The following is a 24330-nucleotide window of genomic DNA, read 5'->3' as shown; positions in this document are numbered from 1 at the left end:
CTGCGGCGCATCACGCTCCACCCGCCGGGCGCGTGCGGGTGATGGAGACGAGCATGGCCTCCAGGGCGAGCGCCGGCGCGACGTTGCCGTTGATCCGGCGCCGAGCCACGCCGACCGCGTCGAGGACCGCGAGCGACGCCGCCGCGGACCCGGCCCCGGCGGCCTCCGCGATCCGCGGGGCGATCGCCTCGTTCACCTGGGGCAGGTCCGCGCCCAGCTGGTGCAGGAGCACGTCGCGGTGCAGGGACATGAGGTCGACGAGGATCCGGTCGATGCCGTCGCGGAGGCTCCGCGTGGCGCGCCGCTTCTGGTCCTCCTCGAGCTGCCGGATCTGCGCGCGCAGCTGCGGCGGGATCGACCCGCCCTCCTGCACGCCGAGCGAGCGGAGCGCGCGCTCGCGCTCGTCGGCGTCGCGCTGCACCGCGAAGGCCTTGGCGTCCTGGCCCGCGAGCTCGAGCATCGCGGCGGCCGCGCGCACGGCGTCGCCGACCGAGCGGATCCCGAGCGCGAGCTCCAGGGTGCGGCTGCGGCGCTCGCGGGCCTCCGCGTCGGTGGCGAGCCGGTGCGCCATGCCGATGTGGCTCTGCGCCTCGCGGGCCGCGCGCGTCGCCGTGGCGGCGTCGACGCCGTCGCGACGTTGGATCAGGGCGGCCACGTCCTCGACCGACGGGATGCGCAAGCGCACGCTGCGCACGCGGGAGCGGATGGTCGGGATCAGGTCGGCCTCGCTGGGCGCGCAGAGGATCCAGATGGTGCGCTCCGGCGGCTCCTCGAGCGCCTTCAGCAGGAGGTTCGACGTGCGCTCCGTCATGCGGTCGGCGTCCTCGACGACCATGACGCGGTACCGGCCGACCGACGGCGAGTACTGCGACGACGTGACGAGCGCGCGCACCTCGTCGATGGCGATGATGACCCGCTCGGTCGCGAGCACGCCGAGGTCGGGGTGGCTGCGGGCGGCGACCTGACGGGCGGTCGCCGCGTCGCCGTCCGGCGTGCCGTCGCTGAGCAGCGCAGTCGCGAAGGCGTAGGCGAGGTTCGAGCGGCCGGATCCGGGAGGCCCGGTGATGAGCCAGGAGTGCGCGAGCGCGGTGCCGGCGGCGTCGCGCGCGGTGGCCCGGGGGCTGCTGGCGGCGGCGAGCAGGGCGACGGCCTCCGACTGGCCCGTGAGCTCGTCCCAGATGGCCCATCCGTCGGGGCTCCCGGGCGTCGTGGACGGCTGCGCACCGGTCGCGGGCGTCGCGGACGCCGTCGGCGCGGACGCGCGGTCGGTCGCCGCGTCGCTCACGCGGAGGCTCCCGCCGTGATCAGCGCCTGCGCCCGGGTGCGGATCTCCGCGGCGATCTCCTCACGGGGGCGCCCGGCGTCGACGACCAGGAAGCGCCCCGGCTCCGCGCCGGCGAGCCCGAGGAACGCCTGGCGCACGCGCTCGTGGAAGTCGGCGCGCTCGGCTTCGAGCCGGTCGAAGCGGGTGCGCGCGGCGTCGAGGCGGACCCGCGCGGCGGCCTGGTCGAGGTCGAGCAGCACGGTCAGGTCGGGAAGGAGGCCCTGCGCGGCCCACAGCGACAGGTCGCGGATCTCGGCGGCGTCCAGCACGCGACCGGCCCCCTGGTAGGCGACGGACGAGTCGAGGTAGCGGTCCTGCAGGACGACCGCGCCCCGCTCGAGGGCCGGCCGGACGACGGTCTCGACATGGTGCGCGCGGTCGGCCGCGTACAGCAGCGCCTCGGCGCGCGGCGCGATGTGCCCGCGACGATGCAGCACGATCTCGCGGATCTCCACCCCGAGGTCGCTGCCGCCCGGCTCGCGGGTGACGACGACCTCGTGGCCCTCGTCCTCGAGCCATCCCCGGAGGAGCGCCGACTGCGTGGACTTCCCCACGCCGTCGCCGCCCTCCAGGGTGATGAAGACGCCGGTCACGTCGCGTCGGCCGCCGTCGCCGCAGCAGCGGCCGCCTTGTTGGCGGCCCGTGTCGCCGCGGCCTTCGTGGCGGCTGCCGACCTCGCGGTGGTCGCCTTGGCGGTGGTCGCCTTCGTCGCGGTCGTCCTCGCCGTGGTCGTCTTCGCCGCGGTGGTCTTCGCCGTTGTGGTCTTCGCCTTCGCCGGGGCCTTCGCCTTGGCCTTCGGCTTCGCCGGCCCCTTGGCGCGCTTGTCGGCGAGCAGCTCGACGGCCCGGTCGAAGTCGATGTCCTCGACGGACTCGCTCTTCGGGATCGTGGCGTTGGTCTCGCCGTCCGTGACGTACGGACCGAAGCGGCCGTCCTTCACCTTGATGCCCTTCCCGCTGACCGGATCCGCGTCGAACTCCTTGAGCGCACTGGAGGGGCGACGGGCGCCGTACTTGGGCTGCGCGAACACCTCGAGGGCGCCGGGCAGGTCGATCTCGAAGATCTGCTCCTCGCTCGTGAGCGACCGCGAGTCCGTGCCCTTCTTCAGGTACGGGCCGTACTTGCCGTTCTGCGCCGTGATGGGCGTGGCCGTCTCCGGGTCCTCGCCGACGACGCGCGGGAGGTCGAGGAGGCGCAGGGCCGTCTCGAGGTCGACCGTCGCGAGGTCCATGGACTTGAAGATGGAGGCGGTGCGCGGCTTGACGGCCGCCGCCTTCTTCGCGGCGGGCTTCTTGGCGGGCGCCTTCTTCGCGGTCGCCGCGGTCGTCGCCGTCGTCGCGCTCTCGAGCACCTCGCCCGTGGCCGGGTCGACGCCGCCAGCGGGGGCGGCCGGCGCCGCCTCGGGCTCAGGATCGAGCTCGGTGACGTAGGGGCCGTAGCGACCGTCCTTCGCCACGACCTGCTTGCCGTTCGCGGGGTTGATGCCGATGACGCGGTCGGTGACGACGGGGGCGTCGATGAGCTCGCGCGCCTTCGCGGCCGTCAGCTCGTCCGGCGCGAGGTCCTCCGGCAGGTTGACGCGGCGGGGCGTCGCGTCCGCGGCGGCACCCGCCTCGTGCACCTCGAGGTACGGCCCGTACTTGCCGATGCGGAGCGTGATGTCGTCGGCGATGCGCAGAGAGTTGATCTCTTTGGCGTCGATCTCGCCGAGGTTGTCGATCGTGGGGCGGAGCCCCTTGTGCGCGTCGTTGCCGTAGTAGAAGCCCTTCAGCCAGTCGACGCGCTCGGCCGAACCCTCGGCGATGCGGTCGAGGTCGTCCTCCATCCCGGCCGTGAAGTCGTACTGCACCAGCTCCGTGAAGAACTCCTCCAGCAGCCGCACCACCGAGAAGGCGATCCAGTTCGGGACGAGAGCCGTGCCGCGCGGGGTGACGTAGCCGCGGTCGACGATGGTCGAGATGATGGCGGCGTAGGTCGACGGGCGACCGATACCCAGCTCCTCGAGCGTCTTGACGAGGCTCGCCTCCGTGTAGCGCGGCGGCGGGCTGGTCTCGTGCCCCTTGGCGTCGACGTCGACGAGGCGCAGGTCCTGGCCCTTCTTGAGGTCGGGCAGCTTCGCCTCGCGCGGCTCGGCGGCGCCGTGGCGCTCCTCGTCGCGGCTCTCCTCGTACGCGGCCAGGAAGCCGCGGAACGTGATGACCGTGCCCGATGCGGCGAACTCGGCCACCTCGCCCGCGGACGTGGGCCCGGCGGCGATGACGACCGACGCCGTGGATCCCTTCGCGTCCGCCATCTGCGACGCGATGGTGCGCTTCCAGATGAGGTCGTAGAGCTTGTGGTCGTTGCCGCGCAGCGTGGAGGCGAGCTGCTGCGGCGTGCGGAACGTCTCGCCGGCGGGGCGGACGGCCTCGTGGGCCTCCTGCGCGTTCTTGCTCTTGCCCGCGTAGAGGCGCGGCTTGTCCGGCACGGTCTCGGGCCCGTAGAGCTCCGCGGCCTGCTTGCGCGCCGCGTTGATCGCCTGCTGCGACAGCGAGGGCGAGTCGGTGCGCATGTAGGTGATGTACCCGTTCTCGTAGAGCGACTGCGCGACGCTCATGGTCTGCCGGGCGGAGAAGCGCAGCTTGCGCGCCGCCTCCTGCTGGAGCGTCGACGTGGTGAACGGCGCGGCGGGGCGACGCGTGTACGGCTTCGACTCGACGCTCTGCACCTTCAGCGGGACGGACGGGTCGCGGAGGGCCACGGCGAGGCCCTCGGCGCTGCTCGCGTCGAGCGGGCGCGAGTCGTTCTTGAGCGCGCCCTTGTCGTCGAAGTCGCGGCCCGTGGCGATGCGGGCGCCGTCGATGCGGACGAGCCGGGCGTCGAACGGCAGCTCCTGTTCGAGCGGCGAGAGCGATGCCGTGAGGTCCCAGTAGGCGGCGGTGACGAACGCCAGGCGCTCGCGCTCGCGGTCGACGACCAGCCGGGTGGCGGCGGACTGCACGCGGCCGGCCGACAGGCCGGGTCCGACCTTGCGCCACAGCACGGGCGACACCTCGTAGCCGTAGAGGCGGTCGAGGATGCGTCGTGTCTCTTGCGCGTCCACGAGGGCCGTGTCGATGTCGCGCGTGCTGTCGCGGGCGCGCTCGATGGCCTCCTTGGTGATCTCGTGGAAGACCATCCGCCTGACCGGCACCTTCGGCTTGAGCACCTGCAGGAGGTGCCAGGCGATGGCCTCACCCTCGCGGTCCTCATCCGTCGCGAGGAAGAGCTCGTCGGCGTCCTTGAGCGCCCTCTTGAGGTCGGCGACCGTCTTCTTCTTCTGGTCGCTGACGACGTAGTACGGCTCGAAGCCGTTCTCGACGTCCACGGAGAACTTGCCGAGCGTGCCCTTCTTGAGCTCGGGCGGCAGGTTCTTGGGCTCGATGAGGTCGCGGATGTGGCCCACGGACGCCTGCACCTCGTAGCCGCTGCCCAGGTACTGGGCGATCGTCTTGGCCTTGGCCGGCGACTCGACGATGACCAACTTCTTCGTGCCGGGCACGTGACTCCTTATATATGCGTTCATGGGGGCCGGTGTCCGGCCCGGTGTCCGGGATTCGTGCCCGCTCGGATCGGATCCGATCCGGGGCGACGTGCGGCGGGGTCCCCGACAAGGCACACCATACACACGCGTACCGACCGGCCACCTAATCGCGGCGCCGCCCGGACGCGACGCGTCCCGGCGGCGCCGCGGCCGGGCCGGAGCGCCCCGCTCGGACGTGGACGGGGGCGCCCGATGGCGGCTCCCCCGCTCTCGCGAGCCGGCGGCGAGACGCTCGGGACCGGCACGCCTCGGCTCAGGCACGACAGGGACGACGCCCGGGACACGGCACTGGTGCGGGTCACCCCGACGCCCCGGACGGAGGCTGACCGGCTCGTGCACGCGCCGTCACCGGGATGCCCATCGGACCGCCGTGGCGCTCCACCTGCACGACCGCCGTCGTGCCCGTGACCTCGCATCCCATGAGCGACGCCCCGGCGGCGACCACGACCTCCTCGGCCGCCGAGCAGGGGGAGCCGGTCGCGAACCCCGCTGCGACATCCGCCGCGGCGAGCGCTCCGGAGTCCGCGGCCCCCGCGGCGGCCGCCCTCTCCACGAGCACCGAGGAGACGGCGACCGTGGCCAGCGCGAGAGCGGTGACCGCTCCGAGCACGCCGACCGCGACCACGGTGCCCGAGCCGCCGTCGCCGTCACGGGGCACCCGCATCCTCCTGCCATGCACACCCCCGCGCCGAGACGCGGAGCCCGGCAGCGCCCGCGGGCCCGAATCGGCTGGGCGCCGTGAGCCGGACGCAGACGGCGTGACCCGACCGATCGACCGCCATGGACGCTCCCGCGGCCGCGCCCTCGATGCGCGCCGATGCCGTGCCCGCGTCCTCCCCGCGTCCGATGCTCCGTGCCGCCTCCTCCGCTGCGGAGGTCAGCACGACCTGCTGGCCGACCGTCTGCACCGCGCCCAGGCACAACCCGAGGACCAGCACGACCGCGGGCAGCACGACCGCGAGCTCCGCGGCCGCCGCCCCGCGGTCCGCGACGGGGACGGCCCGCGGATCGTGGTGCGGGCTCCCGGCCGCCCCGGCGAGCGGGATCACCGGTCGTAGGTCAGGGCACGCCGCACGAGGTCGAGGAGCATGCCGCGGACCTCGTCGCTCTGCAGGATGACCACGAGCAGTCCGGCGAACGCCACCGCCGCCATGGTCGCGATGGCGTACTCGGCGGTTGCCGCGCCCCCGTCGTCCGCTGCGCGGCAGAGGAGCGCACGACGCGCGGCCCTGGCGACACGCGCGGACCGCGACAGGACGAGCCTCGGGGGCGCCGTCGCCACCTCCCCGCCGCAGCTCCTCGCGCAGCTCACCGCGGATCCCGACGATCGTGACGGACCCGCCGTCACCGGAGCCGCGGCCAGCGGCCAGACGGCGCGACCCTCCGGTGCCACCGCGGTCCCGCTCGTCCCGGATGCGGATCCCCGAGCCGCCGCGGCCCCCGCGCCACGCACGTCGAGCGGGTGCACCCGCTCCTCGATTCGTCCCATGTCCTCGTCCTCTCCCTCTGGCGGGCGCTGCCCGCCGTCCTGTCCCCGCCGACCATCGGCCGGGACGTCACCATGCCCCGCCAGCAGGGCTCTGCCCCCGGCGGGATCCGCGACGGTGGACGCCGTCACCCGCGGCCGAGTGTTGAGGACACGACAGCCAGGAGCATCGGCACGACGCCCACCGCCAGGAACGCCGGGAGGATGCACACGCCCAGCGGCAGCATGAGCTGCGCCGCCAGACGCGCCGCCGCCCGCTCGGCCCGGGTGGCGGCGTCCCTGCGGATCCGCTCCGCCTCGCTCCCGAGGAGCACGGCGACGGGTGCACCCGTGCGAGCGGCCGCGTCCACCACCGACCCGACGGCATCGAGGTCGTCGCCGGTGCGCAGCCCGGCGCGCTCGCACGCGCGGCGGACGACCGCCACCGCGCGGGGCACGGACGCGCCGCCGGACATGGCCATCGCCACCAGGTCGAGCACGAGCCCCGGCGCCGGCTCGCGCGAGACGGCCCGTCGCACCAGGCCGCGGTTCCATCGCCACCCGATCGCCACGAGCGAGGAACCGGCGACGAGGCACGCCAGCCCCGGCACGGTGGTGACGAGGACGCGCAGCGGATCGAACCCGAGCCCGGCGGCCAGGAGCAGGCCGGCACCGGGCATGAGGAGCACCGTGCGGCTGGTCGCCACCGGCCCCGCGAGCGCCGTCCCGGCATCGCGGCGCACCCGGGCGACGTCGACGAGGGAGTCGGCGAGCCGGTGGAGGGACCGCGCGAGCGGCGCTCCCGTGCGGTCCGCGACCTCGAGCCCGGCGGCGAGCGCGCACCACGATCGCGCGGTCGAGCCGCCCGCCCCCTCGACCGCGGTGGCCGTTGCCACGATGCGTTCGGCGAGGGGAGCCGATCCGTCGCCCGCGGCCACGCGTCGGGCCAGGGCGGCCACCGCGCGCTCCCCCCGGCGGACCCGCGCGTCCGGCGGCGCCAGCTGCGACCACGCGCGCTCGAGGTGCAAGCCCGCACCGAGCAGCACCGCGAGGCGTCGGACGAACGCGGCGATCTCCTCCGCCTCCTCGACGACCGCCTCGTCGCTCCCGCCGCGCAGACGCCGCCGCAGCGGAACGGCGCGGGAGCGCCCGATCATGAGCCGGTCCTGCGTGCGTCCGACGCCGACGCTGCCACCGCGGGCTGCGCCATCGGACCCGCGCCGGGATCCCAGCGCACGGGCATGACACGCAGGCGTCCGCCGTCGCCGGTCGCGAGGCGCCCTGCCGCCGTCACCCGGCGGCCCTGCGGCGTCCTCGCCAGGTGGATGACGAGTCCGATCGCGCTCACCGCCTGGCGTGCCGTCGTGACCGCGTCCATGCCGGCGAGCGCGCCGAGGGCCTCGAGCCGGGCCGGCACGTCCGCCACGCCGTTGGCGTGCAGGGTGCCCGCGCCTCCGTCGTGCCCGGTGTTGAGCGCGCCGAGCAGCTCCCGGATCTCGCTGCCGCGGCACTCCCCCACGACCAGCCGGTCCGGCCGCATCCTCAGCGCCTCCCGCACCAGGCGGGGCAGGGACAGCTCCCCGGCCGCCTCTATGTTCGCCTGCCTGGCCTCCAGGGACACGACGTGCGCGTGCCGCACCCGCAGCTCGGCGACGTCCTCGACGAGCACGATGCGCTCCCGCGGATCCGCCCTTGCGAGCAGCGCGCCGAGCAGGGTCGTCTTGCCGCTGCCGCCGGCCCCCGTGATCAGGAGGTTCGTGCGTCGGCGCACCGCCTCCTCGAGCAGCGCGCGACAGCCGGGCGGGAACGCTCCCGCCGCGTCGAGCGCGTCGAGAGTCGGCCGCACCCGCGAGGGGAGCCGGATGGAGAGCAGCGTGCCGCGCGTCGACACGGGCGGCAGCACCGCGTGGATGCGCATTCCGTCGCCCAGCCGCACGTCCACGCACGGCGCCGCCTCGTCCAGGTGCCGCCCGCCCTCCGCGGCCAGCCGCACGGCGAGCGCCCGCACGGACGGCTCACCACCGAGGTCGACGTCGGGTCGGCGCTCGGGACCGGATCCGCGGTCCACCCACACCTCGCCGTCGCCGTTGACGAACACGTCGGTCGCCCGGGGATCCTGCGCCAGGTGGGCGAGGGGACCGAGCGCCCGCGGCACCCGGCGCGGGGACGGGAGCGGAGCGGGAACGGCGGCGGGGCCGCCCGCCGGCAGGTGCAGGGCGACGCCGGTGTCCGATCCCCCGTCGTCGGCTGACTCGGCAGCCCGACGCGCCCCGACGGGCGCCCGCGCCCGAGGGACGAACGCCGCGAGGGCGACGACGGGTGGACGCGCGTCCGCGCCCGGGCCCGCACCTCCCGCGGACCGATGCCGTGACGCCTCCTTCGGGAGGACGCCCCGACCGACGACGGATGCCTGCCACTCGATCATGCGCGGACACTAGGCGCGGCCGTCCGCCGTGGTGGCCGGGCGGACACGACGCGGGGAGGAGGCGTCACCGCGACCTGCTGGGGAGGAGAGGGGCGGCGCCCATCGGGGGAACGGGCGCCGCCACGTGACGAAGGATCGGGGGAATCCTGGATCCGCCACACGTCGGGCTTGACCCGACGGCAAGATCATACGCCGCAGGCCTCCCCCCATGGGAGGGTCACGCGTGTTCTGGCCGTTCCCCCACCGGACTCCCGGGCAGCGCGGATCCGCCCGCGGCGCCCGGCCGCCCACCCGCTAACGTGGGTCGCGGAGAGGATGACGATGACGATGTCCACGAACCCCCGATCGACCCAGACCGGAGCCGCGAGGCCCGCCGACCACGACCCGGACGAGGCGGGGACGACCATCCCCTCCCCGTCCGCCGCGACGCCCGAGCCGAGCGCCGTCCACCCGCCGTCGGACGCGTTCCGCGCGATGCGCGTGGCCGACGAGTCGCTCGCCGCGGCCGCCGCCGCCGACCGCCTCGGCTTCTGGGCCGACCAGGCCCGCGAGCTCGTGACCTGGGAGACCCCGTTCGAGACGGTCCTCGACTGGTCGGACGCGCCCGTCGCCCGCTGGTTTCCCGACGGCCGGCTCAACGTGGCCTACAACTGCCTCGACCGGCACGTGCTCGCGGGCCACGGCGACCGCGTCGCGCTGCACTGGGAGGGCGAGCCGGGTGACACCCGCGACCTCACCTACGCCGAGCTCACCGCGGAGGTCAAGCGCGCTGCGAACGCCCTGCGGGACCTGGGCGTCGTCGCGGGCGACCGGGTCGCGATCTACCTCCCGATGATCCCGGAGGCCGTCATCGCGATGCTCGCCGTCGCGCGCATCGGCGCCGTGCACTCCGTCGTGTTCGGCGGCTTCAGCGCCGAGAGCCTGCGCGCGCGCATCGACGACGCGGCGGCCCGCGTGGTGATCACCGCCGACGGCGGCTGGCGCAAGGGCAAGGTGTTCCCGCTGAAGCCCGCCGTGGACGCGGCGCTCGTCGGATCGGCCGGATCCGTCGAGCACGTCCTCGTCGTCAGGCGCGGCGAGAACGAGGTCGACTGGGACGACAGCCGCGACCTGTGGTGGCACGAGCGCGTGGCCGCCGCGGATCCGGAGCACGAGGCGGAGGCGTTCGAGGCCGAGCACCCCCTCTTCATCCTCTACACGAGCGGCACGACCGGGAAGCCGAAGGGCATCCTGCACACGTCGGGCGGCTACCTCACGCAGGCCGCGTACACGCACCGGAACGTCTTCGACCTGCACCCCGAGACCGACGTCTACTGGTGCACCGCGGACGTCGGCTGGATCACCGGCCACAGCTACGTCGTCTACGGCCCGCTCGCCAACGGCGCCACGCAGGTGATCTACGAGGGCACGCCCGACACCCCGGAGCCCGGCCGCTGGTGGGACATCGTGGAGAAGCACGGCGTGACGATCCTGTACGCGGCTCCCACGGCCATCCGCTCCTTCATGAAGACCGGCCGGGAGATCCCGGACGCGCGCGACCTCTCCTCCATCCGGCTGCTCGGCTCGGTCGGCGAGCCCATCAACCCGGAGGCGTGGCGCTGGTACCGCGACGTCATCGGCGGCGGTGACGTGCCCGTGGTCGACACGTGGTGGCAGACGGAGACCGGCGGCATCATGATCTCCGCGCTCCCCGGCGTCACCGCGACGAAGCCGGGATCCGCCCAGTCACCCATCCCCGGCATCTCCGTCGCGGTCGTCGACGACGCCGGCGAGCCCGTCGCCCGCGGCGAGAGCGGCCTCCTCGTGGTCACCGAGCCGTGGCCCGGCATGCTCCGCGGCATCTGGGGCGATCCGGAGCGCTACCGCGAGACCTACTGGGACCGCTTCGGCGACCGCTACTTCGCCGGCGACGGCGCGCGGCTCGACGAGGACGGCGACATCTGGCTGCTCGGCCGGGTCGACGATGTGATGAACGTCTCCGGCCACCGCCTCTCGACCGCGGAGATCGAGTCCTCGCTCGTCGCGCACCCGTACGTGGCCGAGGCGGCGGTCGTGGGCGCGTCCGACGAGGCGACGGGCCAGGCCGTCGTGGCCTTCGTGATCCTCCGGACGGCCGAGGCGAGCGCGCTCGGCGACGCGGACCCGAACGAGGTCTTGCGGAAGCACGTCTCCGACCAGATCGGCGCCATCGCCAAGCCGCGCCGCGTGTTCGTGGTGCAGGAGCTGCCGAAGACGCGCTCGGGGAAGATCATGCGGCGGCTGCTGCGCGACGTGGCGGAGGGCCGGGCGATCGGCGACACCACCACGCTGGCCGACACCCAGGTGATGCAGGTCATCAGCGACCGGATGACCGCGGGCTGACGGCCGAGGACAGCCGCGCATGAGGAGGGCCGGGTGCGATGCGCGCCCGGCCCTCCTCACGTGCCCGCCGCGGCTACTCGACGAGCGCCATCACGAGCTCGACCTCGACGGGAGACCCGAGCGGCAGCTCCGCGACGCCCACGGCGGAACGCGCGTGGATCCCGGCGTCGCCGAGGATCTCCCCCAGCACCTCGCTCGCGCCGTTGATCACGCCCGGCTGCCCGGTGAACCCCTCGGCCGACGCGACGAAGCCCGTGACCTTGATGACGCGCGCGATGCGGTCGACGCCGCCGGCCGCGTCCGCCGCCGCCGCGAGCCCGTTGAGGGCGCAGGTGCGGGCGTGCGCCTTCGCGTCCTCGGCGGACACCTCGGCGCCGACCTTGCCGGTCGCGGCGAGCGCGCCGTCGACGAAGGGCAGCTGGCCGCTCGTGTAGACGAGGCCGCCGTGCACGACCGCGGGGACGTATGCGGCGACGGGCGCCGCGACCGCGGGCAGCTCGATGCCGAGCTCGGCCAGCCGGTCGGACATCACGCCCATCAGGCGCCGTGCTCCGCGCCGGCGACCGGGCGCTTCATGTAGGCGACGAGCCCGCCCTCGGGGCCGGTGACGACCTGCACGAGCTCCCAGCCCTGGGACCCCCAGGTGTTCAGGATGGCGGCGGTGTTGTGGATCATCAGCGGCGTGGTGAGGTACTCCCACTGCGCGGGCGTTGCGGTCATCTCGGCTCCTTGCCGGTCGGGTCGGGGTGCATGACGGGACGGGCGCGGGCGGCCGGCGCACAGGTCTCACGGGTTCCCATACACCCTTCCCGTACTCTGGAGTCTATGTCTGCATCCAAGAACACGCCCGGCCGCGTCGCCGCCGCGCTCACGGGCGTCCTCGGCATGAGCGCCGTGGCCGGCGTGCTGGTGGCGGCGATGGTCACCCCAGCCATCGCCGTCACGAGCCTCGCGGCCAACAACACGATCGGCCTCTTCGAGGACCTGCCGGACTACCTGCAGATCGACAACCTGGCCCAGAAGACCGAGCTCTACGCCACGCAGGGCGGACACCCGGTGAAGTTCGCGGAGTTCTACGCGCAGAACCGCCAGGAGGTGGGCTGGGACGAGGTCTCCGACAACGCGAAGGCCGCGGCCGTCGACACGGAGGACCCCCGCTTCTATGAGCACGGCGGCGTCGACGTGCAGTCCACGTTCCGCGCGCTCGCGCAGAACGTCATCGGCGGCGGCGTCGAGTCGGGAGCGAGCACGATCACCATGCAGTACGTGAAGAACGTGCTCGTGCAGAAGGCGGAGACGCTCGCCGAGACGGATCCGGACGCGGGCAAGAAGGCGTATGCGGAGGCGACGCAGGAGTCGACCGCCCGCAAGCTCAAGGAGATGCGCCTCGCGATCGGGCTCGAGAAGAAGTTCTCGAAGAACGACATCCTGCTCGGCTACCTCAACATCGCGAACTACGGCGGCAGCGTCTACGGCATCCAGTCGGCCGCGAAGTACTACTACGGCGTGGACGCGAAGGACCTGAGCATCGCGCAGGCAGCGAGCCTCGTCGCGACCGTGAACTACCCCACGGCCCTGCGGATCGACGAGCCCGGGAACATCAAGGCCAACAAGGAGCGCCGCGACGTCCTCATCGACAACATGCTCAAGCATCACAGCATCACGCAGGAGCAGCACGACGAGGCGATCGCCACCCCCGTCACCCCCGCGATCACGCCCTCGGTGAGCGGCTGCAACGCCGCCCAGCCCGCGAGCGCCGCGTACTTCTGCGACGCGGTCAAGTACACCGTCGAGAACTCGAAGGAGTTCGGCGCGAACCCGGACGAGGCCCGTCGGAACCTCAACCGCAACGGCTACAAGATCTACACGACGCTGAACCTCGACCTCCAGGCCAAGGCCACGGACGACATGCGCAAGCAGATCCCGACCACGATGAACAGCATCAACGTCGGATCCGCCATGACGAGCGTCGAGGCCAAGACCGGCCGCGTGATCGCAATGGTGCAGAACACCGACTACGGCAACAGCGACCAGCGCGGCGTCACGAGCGTCAACTACAACACCGACCAGAACTACGGCGGCTCGGGCGGATTCCAGGTGGGATCGACCTACAAGCTCGTCACCCTGCTGGAATGGCTGAAGGAGGGGCACTCGGTGAACGAGGTCGTCAACTCCTCGAAGGGCACCTGGAGCGGGCGCGACTTCCAGGACTCCTGCACGGGCGGCAACCTCGGCTCCGACGTGCTCAAGGTCACCAACGACGGCGCCGCGCCGGGTGCCAACCGCACCGTGATGTCGGGTACGGCGAACTCCACCAACACGGCGTTCATGGCCATGGCCTCCGAGCTCGACATGTGCGGCATCGGCCAGACCGCGAAGGACATCGGCATCCACCAGGCGGTGCCGGGCAAGCCGCTCTCCAACTACGTGTCCGACATCATCGGCTCGGGCGGCAACAACATCGCGCCCCTCACGATGGCGCAGGCCTACGCGACCGTGGCCAACAACGGCACCACGTGCGACTCGATCATGATCGACAAGGTGGTCCTTCCGGACGACACCGAAGTCGCTCCCCCGTCGGCGAACTGCCGCGAGACGGTCAGCCAGGACGTCGCGCACACCGCCGCCTACGCGCTCGCGGGTGTCATGAGCGCCACGGGTGCCGCCGCCAACACCAACGACGGCACGCCGCTCATCGGCAAGACCGGTACCACCGACAGGGCGAAGGACACCTGGTTCGTCGGCTCCAGCACCGAGGTCACGACGGCCATCTGGGTCGGCAGCGCCTCGGGCCAGCAGATCCAGCAGCGCAACACCAAGCTCCCCAACGGGCAGCTCATGTCCACCGCGCGGTTCGCCGTGTGGAAGCCGTTCATGCAGGCCGTCAACGCGGTCTACAAGGGATCGGCGTTCCCCGGCCCGGCAGCGGACCTGACCCGCACGCCGACGGTCCAGGTGCCGGACGTGTCGGGCATGTCCCCGGCCGACGCCCAATCGGCCATCGAGGGCGTGGGCCTGTCCTTCGCCCAGGGCGGCGCGCGCTCCTCCTCCGTTCCCGCCGGGCAGGTCGCCGGATCCGACCCGGGCGCCGGCGCCAACGCCGCGCGCGGGTCCACCGTCACGGTGTTCATCAGCAGCGGGCCCGATCAGAGCCAGCAGCAGGGCGCCCCGGGCACCGTCCCGGACGTGCGCGGGCAGGACATGACGACCGCCCGGCAGACCCTGCGCGCGGCCGGCTTCGACGTGACCATGGCGCAGGAGCAGGTGCAGGACAACTCGCAGATCGGGAAGGCGACCCGCACGGATCCCGCCGCCGGTGAACAGAGCGACGGCCCCGTCACGCTCTACATCGGACGCAGCTGATGGGCGTCGTGGGCACGATCGCGCGCACCGTCGGCGGCGTCGCGGCCGCCGGCGCGGCGGTCTTCGCGTACGCGTCGTTCTTCGAGCGGCGCCGCTTCACCCTCCGCGAGGTGACGGTGCCGGTTCTCCCCGTAGGCGCCGACCCCATCCGCGTGCTCCACCTCTCGGACATGCACATGGCCCCGTGGCAGCACAAGAAGCAGCGCTGGGTGCGCGAGCTGGCGGAGCTCAAGCCCGACCTCGTCGTCGACACGGGCGACAACACCGGGCATGAGCAGGGCATCGTCGCCGTCGAGGAGACGCTCGAGGCCTTCCGCGGGATCCCCGGCGTCTTCGTGCACGGCTCGAACGACTACTACGGGCCGATGCTCAAGAACCCGTTCAAGTACTTCACCGCGAACACGCACGCCACCCAGCGGCCCGCCGACCTCGACCTCCCCCGGCTCGAGCGGCTGTACGCCTCCCTCGGCTGGGTCGACCTCAACAACGCCGCGGGCGCGATCGAGGTCAACGGCACCCTGCTCGAGTTCTTCGGGGTCGACGACCCGCACCGTGACTTCGACCACCTCGAGGCTCTCCCCGGCGCGCTCGACGCGCTGCGCGAGGACGGGGAGGCCTACCAGGGCGCCTCGGATGCGCCGGTCGTGTCGATGGGCGTGGCGCACGCCCCCTATCGCCGGGTGCTCGACTCGTTCGTCACCAACGGCGCCCGCATGATCTTCGCCGGGCACACCCACGGGGGGCAGGTCTGCGTGCCGGGATACGGCGCGCTCGTCACCAACTGCGACATCCCCCGGCGCCAGGTGAAGGGCCTCAGCGTCTGGCCGCACGCCGACCGCGCGGCGTTCCTTCACGTGAGTGCCGGCCTCGGCACGTCGATCTACGCGCCGGTCCGCTTCGCCTGCTACCCGGAGGCGACCCTGCTCACGCTCACCGCGGTCTGACCGCCTCCGCGTACTCGGGAGCCCGGAACATCGGGTATCGTAGAGCCCGGCCCTCGGGCCATCGGGGTGTGGCGCAGTTTGGTAGCGCGCTTCGTTCGGGACGAAGAGGTCGCAGGTTCAAATCCTGTTACCCCGACACACCGCCTCCTGCGGGAGGCACGGCACGACGGGCACGAACGAGAAGGGCCGCTCCTCCGGGAGCGGCCCTTCGTCGTGCCGGGCCTAGCGGGATCCGGGCTTCAGCCGGAGCGCCGGCCGCTCGATCGCGTAATACGTCGCCGACGACAGCGCGAGCGTCACCGCCCCGACCACGAGCGTGTTGAGGGCGAAGCCCGCGAGCGTGTCCGGCAGCACGAGGCCCGCTCGGCGGAGGAAGCGGATCACGGGCAGGTGCCAGAGGTAGACGCTGAACGAGATCGTGCCGAGCCAGGCGATCCACCGGAGTTCGAGGAACCGCGTCATCGGGCCGAGGGATCCCCCGCGCCGCGGAAGCGCCACGAGGAGCAGCAGCGTCGCGCACGAGGCGGCCACGATGCTCTCCTCGAACGCGCCCACGGGCGCCTCGGAGGCGACGACGATGAGCGCGGCGGCGACGATCCCGGCGGGCACGCGCCAGGCCGCGACGCGGTCGCGCAGGCCCTCGTCCGCGGACAGCGTGAGCAAGACGACGGCCGCCGCCATGCCGTACGCGAAGAGGTCCGCGTGCACGAGGATGCTGCGGTTCACGACCGCCTCCCATGTGACGCCCCACTCGCTCGCGAGGCGGCCGCGGTGGCCGAGCGGGGCCTGCGCGACCACGGACCAGACCTTGCCGGCCACGCCGATCAGCAGGAGCACCGCTGCCGGCGCGAGGGCGCGGATCCACGTCGCCCTCCCCCGCAGCAGCCGCGCCGCGAGCAGCGCCACGATCGGCAGCACCACGTAGAAGGACACCTCGACGGCGAGCGTCCAGGCGACCTCGATGCCGCTGCGGAGCGTGCGCGGCGTGTAGCCCTGCAGCAGCAGGGCGTTCACGATCGTGTCGACCGGCCCGAGCGCGCCCACCGAGATGCCGGCGTCGCGGGTCTCCCGCGGCAGGATCGCGACGCGCAGCACGAGGCTCACGAGCAGCAGCACCACGATGTAGCCCGGGAAGACGCGGAGCACGCGGTTGACGGCGTAGCGCGACAGGCGCGGCATGGCGCCGCCGTCGACGAGGCCGCGCGCGAACTGCAGGAACAGCAGGAAGCCGCTCAGCACGAAGAACAGCGTGACGCCGTGGCTGAAGAAGGCGACCTCGCCGACGAGCGGGATGTCGGTGGTCGGCCGGGCCAGCTGGCGCTGCACGTGGTACAGCAGCACGGCGACGGCGGCGACCCCGCGGAGCCCCTCGATGCCGGGCAGCAGCGTGCGCACGCGCGCGGGTGCGGACGTCGGGGTCCCGGTCATGATGGCCTTCCCGGGTCGGTGGAGCGGCGGTCGCCCAGTCTACGAGGCGCCCGATCCGAGGGATCCGCGGCCGGGTCGCGCACAGCACGACGGCCGCCGCCCGGAGGCGACGGCCGACGGCGCGCGCTCCCCATCGAGCGCGGGCTCATCCCTCCGCGGGAGGGGCGGGCTGGGCCGGAGCCGCCGGAGCAGCGGGTGCCTCCGGTGCCGTGGGCGCCGCCGACTGCGTGGGCTTCGGTGCCGGCGGCACGTAGGGCTTCTTCGTCAACGCGCTGCTCGGCGCGGGGAAGCCCTCGGCCGGGTAGCGGTCGTCGATGAACGTCTGCAGCGGCTTGAAGATCCGGTGACGTGCGCTGTCCGCGGCCGAACCGTTGAGGACGTTGCGGCGCATGGACGCGAAGCCCTCGACGTTGCCGACCCAGACGGCCGTGGTGACCTCGGTGGAGGACCCGACGAACCAGGTGTCCTTCGAGCGGTCGGTCGTGCCCGTCTTGCCCATGATCTCGGTGCCGTCGCGCGGGTTCGACGCAGCGCCGGTGCCGCCCATGACGGCCTTGAGCGTGAAGGCGGCCGTGTTGGCGACATCCGGGCTCATGGCCTGCGTGCAGTCGCTCTTCGGGGTCACGAGCTCCGACTCGTCCGGGAGGACGACCTTGTCGATCACGATGGGCGGGCACATGGTGCCCTGGTTCGCGACGGAGGAGAAGGCGGTCGCCATCTGGAGCGGGGCGACGTTGTTGCCGCCGGAGCCCACGACGTCCGAAGGCTGGCTCGAGACGGGCTGATCCGGGTCGGCGTTGTAGACGCCCATGTCCTTCGCCGTATTGGTGATGTCGCAGATGTCGAGCTGGCTCGCCATGGCGATGAACGCCGAGTTCACCGACGCCACGGTCGCCTGGAGCACGGTCTGGTTCGACGTCGCCCCGGTGTTCGTGTCGTTCGTCACGGGGTACGCGGGGCCGCTCAAGCGGTTACCGCACGAGGTGAACTCGCTCTTCTGCCAGTTCGTCTTGGAGGCGTTGACGGTCTGGTAGATCGACTTCCCGCTCTTCAGCCAGTCGACGAGGGTGAAGATCTTGTACGTCGATCCGACCTGGAAGCCCCGCGATCCACCGTGCGCGAAGTCCGCGGAGTAGTTGACCTCGGTGATGCCGGGCTGGTCGCCGACCCCGTAGTCGGTGTTCTGGGCCATCGCGATGACGCGCCCCGTCTTCACCTCGCGGGAGACCACGGATCCGCCGATCTTCGTGAAGCGCGCGGTCGTCGGCACCTGCTTGCGCATCTGCTCCGCCGCGTTCGCCTGGATGTCGAGGTCGAGCGTCGTGTAGACCTGCATGCCGCCGCGCTTGAGCACGGCATCGCGCTCGGCCGGCGTCGCGCCGAACTCCGGGTTGGTGAGGATCTCGTTCTTCACGTAGTCGCAGAAGTACGCCGCCGAGATCGGGTTCGCCTGGATGCAGCCGCTCGTGGAGGGCGTGATCGTCGGCGTGATCGCGGCGGCGGAGGCCGTGTCGTACTGCTCCTGCGTGATCTTCTGCTCCTTGAGCATGTTCCGCAGCAGCAGGTCGCGGCGCTCCTTGTTGCGCTCGAGGTTGTCCGGGTTGTCGATCTTGAAGACCTCGGGCGCGTTGACCGTGGCGATGAGGCTCGCGGCCTGCTCGAGCGTGAGGTCGGCGGCGGAGACGTTGAAGTAGTAGCGCGCCGCGGACTCGATGCCGTAGACGCGGCTGCCGAAGTTCGCGATGTTGAGGTACGCGAGGAGGATCTCGTTCTTGGAGTACTTCTTCTCCACCCCTATCGCCATCCGCATCTCCTTGAGCTTGCGGGGCATGTCGGGCTGGGTGGCCTCGGTGAAGGCCTTCCGGCCCGCGGCCTGCGTGGCCTCGTCGGAGGAGTCGACCATGTTCTGGGCCTTCTGCACCAGGACGTTGCGGACGTACTGCATCGTGATCGTGGAGGCGCCCGACTGGACCTCCTTGTTCAGCACGTTCTGCGCGAGAGCGCGGGCGGCCGACAGCACGTCGACGCCGCCGTGCTCGTAGTAGCGGGGGTCCTCGGTCGCGATCGCGGCGTCCTTCGCGTACGACGAGACCGCGTCCCACGGGACCTCCTCGCGGTCCTGCGAGAAGAACTCGGCGAAGGGCACTTGGCTGTCGCCCTGCTTGGCGTAGAGCACCGTCTTCTGCGCGAGGTTGTCGATCTGCAGGTTGTCCGGGATGTCCTCGAACACGCCGATGGTGCTGTTGGCCGCGATGCCGGAGACGGCGATGGCCGGGGTCACCATGGCGGCGACGAGCACGCCAGCGATCGTGCTCATGCCGACGAGTCCGAGGAACGCGCCCAACCGGGTCGAGATGGTCAGGTCAGTTTTCCTCATTCTACTAATCTAACCCGCGCCCGGAGGCGCCACATCCGCCTCAAGGAGGGTCTCAGCTCCCCGTGGCCGAAATGTGATGAGTGCACTCGCGATCAGGCCGCGGCGGGCTCCGCGGTGGCCAGATCGCGCACCGTGCGGAGCGTCCGGATGCGGTGGTCGAGCGTCGTGGACGACGGCGCGACGATGAGCTCGTCCGCGCCCGTGGTCGTCAGCAGGCGCTCGAGGCCGATGCGCACGGCGTCGGGCGAGCCGATGGCCTGGCGGTGGTCGCGCGCCCCGATGATCTCGCGCTCGAGGTCGCTGAACTCGTAGGCGGCGGCCTCGGCCGGATCCACGGGCTGCGGCTTCCCGCCCTGGCGCATGCGGAGCCACGTGATGCGGCCGGCGCGCGCCTCGCGCTCCACGACGTCCGGGTCCTCGTCGGCGATGACGCTCACCGCGATGGCGCTGTGGGGCGCTGCGAGGTCGTCGCTCGGCTGGAAGCGCTCGCGGTACAACGCGAGCGCCTGCTCGGTGCGGTCGCCGGCGAAGTGGTGCGCGAACGCGAAGCGGATCCCGAGGGCCGCGGCGACCTGCGCGGAGTAGCCGCTGGATCCGAGGAGCCACATCTGCGGGACGTCGCCGAGCCCCGGGACGGCCGTGATCCCGCGCAGCGGGTTGTCGTCCGCCATGCCGCCGGTGAAGAAGCCGACCAGGTCGACGAGCTGCTGCGGGAAGTCGTCGACGCCGAGGCCCGCCTCGCTGCGCCGGAGCGCCATCGCGGTCGCACCGTCCGTGCCGGGGGCCCGGCCGATGCCGAGGTCGATGCGGTCGCCGTAGAGCGCGCGGAGGGTCCCGAACTGCTCGGCAACGACGAGCGGCGTGTGGTTCGGCAGCATGACGCCGCCGCTGCCGACGCGGATGGTGGACGTGCGCGCGGCGATGCCCGCGAGGAGCACGGCCGGGGCGGAGCTCGCGATGCCGGGCATCCCGTGGTGCTCGGCGACCCAGAACCTCGAGTAGCCCGCGGCCTCGGCGGCCTGGGCGAGGCGGATGCTGCCGGCGACGGCGTCGGCGTTCGTGCCGCCGAAGGGGCGCGGGGCGAGGTCGAGGACGTTCAGCGGGACGCGTTCGAGGTGGGTCACCCCGGGGAGAACGGGCGGGATCGGCGGCGCATTCCCCGTGCGGGCCGCGTTGCTAGGCTGCGGCCGTCATGGATCCCGCCGCCTCCACTCCCCCGCCGGGCGCGACGGCGGAAGGTGCGGGGCCCGCGCGGTCGCCGTGGGGCGCGCAGCGGGACCGCGCGCGCCGACGCATCCGACGGCGACAGGCCGCCGCGCTCCTCGCGGTGTACGTCGCCCTGATCGGGCTGGTCACGCTCACCCCCGACAGCGTCGACCGCGGCGTGTACCCGTACCTGATGCGCGGCGTGGTGTTCGTGCAGCACCACGGCATCCCCGGGTTCCGCTACTCGATGATCGAGGAGGTCGCCAACGTCGCCCTGTTCGCGCCGCTGGGCATGCTCGGCGTGCTGGCCCTCGGGGCTCCGCGCTGGTGGCTCGTCGTGCTCGCCGGGACCGCCATGTCGGCGTCGGTCGAGCTCGCGCAGGGGGCGTTCCTGCCGGCGCGCGTGGCGTCCGTCACCGACGTGGCGGCCAACGGCGCCGGTGCCCTCCTCGGCGTGACGACCGCGGGGATCGTCGCGGCCCGGACGCGACGACGCGGACGGATCCGGTCGTGATCGGATCCGCCCGCGTCGGGTCGTCGGCGGCGTCGGGCGTCAGGACGCGCGGCGCCGGCGGGCCGTCGCGATGCCCGCGGCCACGGCACCGGCGAAGAGCAGCCCTCCGCCGGTGATGGCGAGGCCGGTGGGCAACGTGCCGCCGGTGACGGGGAGCGAGCCGCCGTCCGCCGCGATGCGCGCGCTCGCCGGGACGACGGACACGATGCCGCACCAGTGGTCGCCCGACGCGGCGGTCTGGTTGGCACGCCAGGTGCCGGACGCCGTCGTGGGGACGACGAGCGAGCCGGAGACGGAGCCGTCGGCCGCTGCGGTGACGGATGCGGCGGGGTCGCCGGCGGCGGCGGGTGCGCCGGCCGTTGCGGAGAGGCGCACGGCGACGGTCTCGCCCGCGGTGAAGGACCCGGCGACGCCGGCGATCCGGACGGACTCGCCGGGCGCGACGGCGGCCGGGGTGACGGACATGCCGCTGCAGGCGACGGTGGAGTCCTTGGGGACGTAGTTCTCCGCCTGGGCGGCCAAGGGAGCGGAGACGGTGATCGCGAGCGCGACGAACGCGCCCGCCAGGGTCGTGGCGAGCATCTCGGGTGTGCCTTCTGTGATGCGCCCGGGACGGACGTGCGGGGGCACGACGGGTATCGCCTCGGAGCGGTGGTGTCCGCGGCGCGCGATTTCGGGTCGGCGCCTTCAGGCAGACAGCGGGTCGGGTAAACCCACGTTCGAGATGCTATCCGCGTCGGCGGTCCGCGCGGAGGGGAATGGGCGCGATCGGCCCCGGACTGGGGCCAACCGGTGCCCGCACGGGTCCCGGAGACGACGGAAGGCCCCGAGGCGGTTGCCTCAGGGCCTTCCGTCGCCGGGCTCCGGAGGGGAGTCAGGCGACGCTGTGCGTGATGCGGATCAGACCGTGGTGCGCTGGCGACGGACCGTGGCGAGCACGACGACGAGAGCGGCACCGAGCAGCAGCAGGCCGCCGCCGGTCCAGATGAGGACGACGGGCAGCTGGCCACCCGTGACGGGGAGGCCCGCCGCGTTGTCGGAGCTGGAGCCGCCGGTCGCGGTGCCGTTGCCGGCGGCCGCGACGACCGAGATGGTCGTGGAGACGGTGTTGCCCTGGGCGTCGGCGCCGGTGAGGGCGTAGGAGCCCGACGCGGATCCGGCGGGCAGCGTGACGGTGACGCGGAGGCCGCCGGCGTTGGTCGCGTTCTTGGTGATGGAGTTGCTGGTGACGGCCATGGGGGCCGTGCGGAAGGAGGCGAGCGTGGCGTTCGCCGCGTCCTCGCCCGTGATGGTGATGGTGACCGCGCTGTTCGGCGCGAACGAGCCGTCCGCGAAGGACAGGACCGTGCTCTGGCCGGGCGCGACGGTGGGGTCGCTGACGGTGACGCCGCCCTCGGGCGTGTACGGGTCCGCGTTGGCGGCGGTGGCGACGGTGAACGTCGCGGCGAGGGCGATGGCCGCCCCGGCGAGGATCTTCTTGAACATGTGGTTCCCCCAGTGTGAGCTTCTCTTGGTGCATAGGGGCCACGAGCGGACTCGGGTCCGCCGTCGATCATTCCCCCAGTGAGGAGACTACTGGGAAGCGTCGCAGGACAGGGAACGGAATTCTGTCGCGATCGTGTCAATTACCGGCGTGGTCACGATCGAGAGCGGCGTGTCGGTCTTTTTGTCCCCCAGCGTGTCCACCGATATGCGGACCTCCTGACCGGGCGTCAGCGTCACCTCGACCTGGGCGACGGCCCGCCCGCCCACGACCTCGGGCTGGAACGCCGCCTCCTGGCCGTCGATGTGCACGCGCAGCGGCACCGTGCCGGGTGGTCCGTAGACCGCGACCCGCGTCTTGATGTCGCCGGGGGCCACGCCGTAGACACCCCCGCCCGTGACCACGAAGGGCAGGGAGGCCGCGTCGGCCGGTGCCGTGGATCCGAGGATCACCTCCGTGCGGTAGTCCGGCCTGCCGTCGTCCCGGCACATGGCCATCGCCAGCGTGGTCCGCAGCGAGAGGAAGTAGTCCATCTTGGCGCCGGTCGAGTCGTTGAGGAACACGCCGAAGACCGTGGACTCGTCGTTGGTGGTGGGGAGCGACCCCTGGAACGTGGTGCCCGCGAGGGTCGCCTGCTCGTCGGCGCGCGAGTTCCAGATCAGGATGCGACGCTCCTCGGCCGCGTGCCCGAGCGCCTCCACCAGCGCGGCAGGGTCCACATCGCCCGAGGAGACCTTCGCGAACACCGAGTCGGCGACGCTCGCGAAGACCGCGTCCTGGACGTCCGGGTTCGGGTACCGGAGGTACACGTCGTGCAGGAGCAGGCCGACGGCGTCGTCGGAGCGGAGCACGTCGCCGGTCGCGAGGGTGATCGGGCCGGTGGCCTCGAGCAGGTACGAGAGGGCGACCGGGTCGATGCTGATCACGCCGTCGACCGCGTCGCCGTGCTTGAGCCGCCACATCTCGGCGGCGAGGGGCGCGGCCTGGGGGAACTCGGGCGTCAACGTCACGTCCTGCATGTAGCGGCCGGTGATGGTGCCGTAGAGGCCGGCGGTCTGGGGATCCAGGGGCAGAGCCGGTTCCTTGAGGCGCGGGAACGCGCGCGCCGAGTCCTGGCCGGCGAGCGAGAACGCGCCGCCTCCCGTGCGGACGAGCGCGAGCGCGCCGGGGATGCCGCCCGTGGAGCGCACCTCGGCGTTGTTCTGGAACATGAGCAGGTAGCTCCGGTCGCCGTCGGCGCCGAGCATGGCGGGCGCGAGGTCGGTGACGTGGCGCACGACGGCCAGCGTCTCGGCGGCCTTCCCGACCGTCTCCTCCAGGCGCGCGACCGCGTCGGCGACGGGCCGGATGGTGCTGCCGGTGTCGATGGCCGTCACGTCGGTCAGCGCGGCGTCGAGCGCGTCGTCGGCCTGGCGGACGGGCTCCTGCGCGGCCACGATCGGGTCGAGATCGAGCTTCCCGTCCTTCGGCGTGAGGCTCGCGATGTCGAGCGTGCCGGCGATGCCGACGACGGGCTGCAGCGCGTCCCCGCCGATGCGGTCGACGACGCCGGAGATCTCGCGGAAGGCCCGGAGGTTCGGGCCCACGAAGGGCACGTGCTCGGTGACGGCCCAGACCGGATCCCCCGTGAGCGACACCGCGCGCGCGGAGTGCTCGCGCAGCTGCGCGACGTTCGCCGACGCTCCCGCGGAGTCGCCGGCCAGGAGGTCGCGCTGCACGGAGGACGCGAGCGGCACCGCCTGCTCGAGCTCGGCGCGGGCGAGGAGGGCGCGGGCGGCGACCCACACGATCCAGAGCACGAGGATGGCGGCGATCACGGCGACGGCGACCGTCATGACGCGTCGACGCGTCCGGGGGCGTCGGGACCGGCGGCGGCGC

The 24330-nt window shown here is 72.9% G+C and carries 20 protein-coding genes and 1 tRNA gene; 5 read left to right on the top strand and 16 right to left on the bottom strand.

Going from position 1 to position 24330, the window contains the following annotated elements; translation table 11 throughout:
* Positions 1-10: 10 nt before the first annotated feature.
* From CMN_RS04345 to CMN_RS04310, 8 genes are all read right to left on the bottom strand, one after another.
* Complete coding sequence (locus tag CMN_RS04345) at positions 11-1285, bottom strand: DNA polymerase III subunit delta' (protein WP_015489634.1); 1275 nt, start codon at positions 1283-1285, stop codon at positions 11-13.
* Positions 1282-1917: a dTMP kinase gene (tmk, locus tag CMN_RS04340; protein ID WP_015489633.1), complete on the bottom strand. Its 636-nt coding sequence runs from the start codon at positions 1915-1917 to the stop codon at positions 1282-1284. Before tmk ends, CMN_RS04345 begins: the two co-directional genes overlap by 4 nt.
* Positions 1914-4844, bottom strand: coding sequence for a type I DNA topoisomerase (topA, locus tag CMN_RS04335; RefSeq protein ID WP_015489632.1), 2931 nt, complete (start codon positions 4842-4844; stop codon positions 1914-1916). The genes tmk and topA overlap by 4 nt, the downstream gene beginning before the upstream one ends.
* A 340-nt stretch (positions 4845-5184) precedes the next feature.
* A complete protein-coding gene (locus CMN_RS04330; protein ID WP_045929133.1) occupies positions 5185-5550 on the bottom strand; it encodes an Rv3654c family TadE-like protein in 366 nt (121 codons plus the stop codon).
* Positions 5534-5935: a TadE family type IV pilus minor pilin gene (locus CMN_RS04325; protein ID WP_015489630.1), complete on the bottom strand. Its 402-nt coding sequence runs from the start codon at positions 5933-5935 to the stop codon at positions 5534-5536. Before CMN_RS04325 ends, CMN_RS04330 begins: the two co-directional genes overlap by 17 nt.
* Positions 5932-6141 carry a DUF4244 domain-containing protein gene (locus tag CMN_RS15545; protein ID WP_045929137.1) on the bottom strand — a complete coding sequence of 70 codons (210 nt, stop codon included), beginning with the start codon at positions 6139-6141 and terminating at the stop codon, positions 5932-5934. The genes CMN_RS04325 and CMN_RS15545 overlap by 4 nt, the downstream gene beginning before the upstream one ends.
* Before the next feature lie 359 nt (positions 6142-6500).
* Positions 6501-7508 (bottom strand): type II secretion system F family protein, encoded by a 1008-nt coding sequence (locus tag CMN_RS04315; RefSeq protein WP_015489628.1) that lies wholly within the window; start codon positions 7506-7508, stop codon positions 6501-6503.
* The gene (locus tag CMN_RS04310) at positions 7505-8776 is read right to left on the bottom strand and encodes a TadA family conjugal transfer-associated ATPase (protein ID WP_015489627.1); all 1272 of its coding nucleotides are present in this window, start codon (positions 8774-8776) and stop codon (positions 7505-7507) included. The genes CMN_RS04315 and CMN_RS04310 overlap by 4 nt, the downstream gene beginning before the upstream one ends.
* A 321-nt stretch (positions 8777-9097) precedes the next feature.
* On the opposite strand from CMN_RS04310, the gene acs reads away from it, so the two are divergent.
* On the top strand, positions 9098-11137 hold the full coding sequence (gene acs, locus CMN_RS04305) for an acetate--CoA ligase (protein ID WP_015489626.1): 2040 nt from the start codon (positions 9098-9100) through the stop codon (positions 11135-11137).
* Positions 11138-11210: 73 nt separating this feature from the next.
* On the opposite strand, the gene CMN_RS04300 is transcribed toward acs, so the two are convergent.
* Both CMN_RS04300 and sp36 read right to left on the bottom strand, forming a co-directional pair.
* A complete protein-coding gene (locus CMN_RS04300) occupies positions 11211-11675 on the bottom strand; it encodes a RidA family protein (protein WP_015489625.1) in 465 nt (154 codons plus the stop codon).
* Complete coding sequence (sp36, locus tag CMN_RS04295; RefSeq protein WP_012297657.1) at positions 11675-11857, bottom strand: Sp36 family protein; 183 nt, start codon at positions 11855-11857, stop codon at positions 11675-11677. The genes CMN_RS04300 and sp36 overlap by 1 nt, the downstream gene beginning before the upstream one ends.
* 105 nt (positions 11858-11962) lie before the next feature.
* Here sp36 and CMN_RS04290 point away from each other — a divergent pair, with 105 nt between their 5' ends.
* From CMN_RS04290 to CMN_RS04280, 3 genes are all read left to right on the top strand, one after another.
* Positions 11963-14500, top strand: a complete 2538-nt coding sequence (locus CMN_RS04290; RefSeq protein WP_015489624.1) for a transglycosylase domain-containing protein — start codon at positions 11963-11965, stop codon at positions 14498-14500.
* Positions 14500-15444, top strand: coding sequence for a metallophosphoesterase (locus tag CMN_RS04285; protein ID WP_015489623.1), 945 nt, complete (start codon positions 14500-14502; stop codon positions 15442-15444). The genes CMN_RS04290 and CMN_RS04285 overlap by 1 nt, the downstream gene beginning before the upstream one ends.
* A 62-nt stretch (positions 15445-15506) precedes the next feature.
* Positions 15507-15580 (top strand) — tRNA-Pro (locus CMN_RS04280).
* A gap of 86 nt (positions 15581-15666) precedes the next feature.
* Here CMN_RS04280 and CMN_RS04275 read toward each other — a convergent pair.
* The 3 genes from CMN_RS04275 to CMN_RS04265 all read right to left on the bottom strand — a co-directional run bounded on the left by CMN_RS04275 (position 15667) and on the right by CMN_RS04265 (position 20373).
* Positions 15667-16872 (bottom strand): acyltransferase family protein, encoded by a 1206-nt coding sequence (locus tag CMN_RS04275; protein ID WP_015489622.1) that lies wholly within the window; start codon positions 16870-16872, stop codon positions 15667-15669.
* 145 nt (positions 16873-17017) lie between these two features.
* Positions 17018-19249: a transglycosylase domain-containing protein gene (locus tag CMN_RS04270; protein ID WP_015489621.1), complete on the bottom strand. Its 2232-nt coding sequence runs from the start codon at positions 19247-19249 to the stop codon at positions 17018-17020.
* 92 nt (positions 19250-19341) lie between these two features.
* Positions 19342-20373 (bottom strand): LLM class flavin-dependent oxidoreductase, encoded by a 1032-nt coding sequence (locus CMN_RS04265; RefSeq protein ID WP_015489620.1) that lies wholly within the window; start codon positions 20371-20373, stop codon positions 19342-19344.
* 68 nt (positions 20374-20441) lie between these two features.
* Here CMN_RS04265 and CMN_RS04260 point away from each other — a divergent pair, with 68 nt between their 5' ends.
* Positions 20442-20969 carry a VanZ family protein gene (locus CMN_RS04260; protein WP_015489619.1) on the top strand — a complete coding sequence of 176 codons (528 nt, stop codon included), beginning with the start codon at positions 20442-20444 and terminating at the stop codon, positions 20967-20969.
* 39 nt (positions 20970-21008) lie between these two features.
* On the opposite strand, the gene CMN_RS04255 is transcribed toward CMN_RS04260, so the two are convergent.
* From CMN_RS04255 to CMN_RS04245, 3 genes are all read right to left on the bottom strand, one after another.
* Positions 21009-21551 carry a sortase gene (locus tag CMN_RS04255; RefSeq protein ID WP_227077743.1) on the bottom strand — a complete coding sequence of 181 codons (543 nt, stop codon included), beginning with the start codon at positions 21549-21551 and terminating at the stop codon, positions 21009-21011.
* Between the two features lie 318 nt (positions 21552-21869).
* Positions 21870-22454 carry a hypothetical protein gene (locus CMN_RS04250; protein ID WP_015489617.1) on the bottom strand — a complete coding sequence of 195 codons (585 nt, stop codon included), beginning with the start codon at positions 22452-22454 and terminating at the stop codon, positions 21870-21872.
* An 87-nt stretch (positions 22455-22541) separates the two neighbouring features.
* Complete coding sequence (locus CMN_RS04245; RefSeq protein WP_227077742.1) at positions 22542-24287, bottom strand: DUF4012 domain-containing protein; 1746 nt, start codon at positions 24285-24287, stop codon at positions 22542-22544.
* Positions 24288-24330: the final 43 nt, after the last annotated feature.

It is taken from the genome of Clavibacter nebraskensis NCPPB 2581 (genome assembly GCF_000355695.1).
GTDB classification, from domain to species: domain Bacteria; phylum Actinomycetota; class Actinomycetes; order Actinomycetales; family Microbacteriaceae; genus Clavibacter; species Clavibacter nebraskensis.
This window is presented reverse-complemented; position numbering and strand designations above follow the sequence as displayed.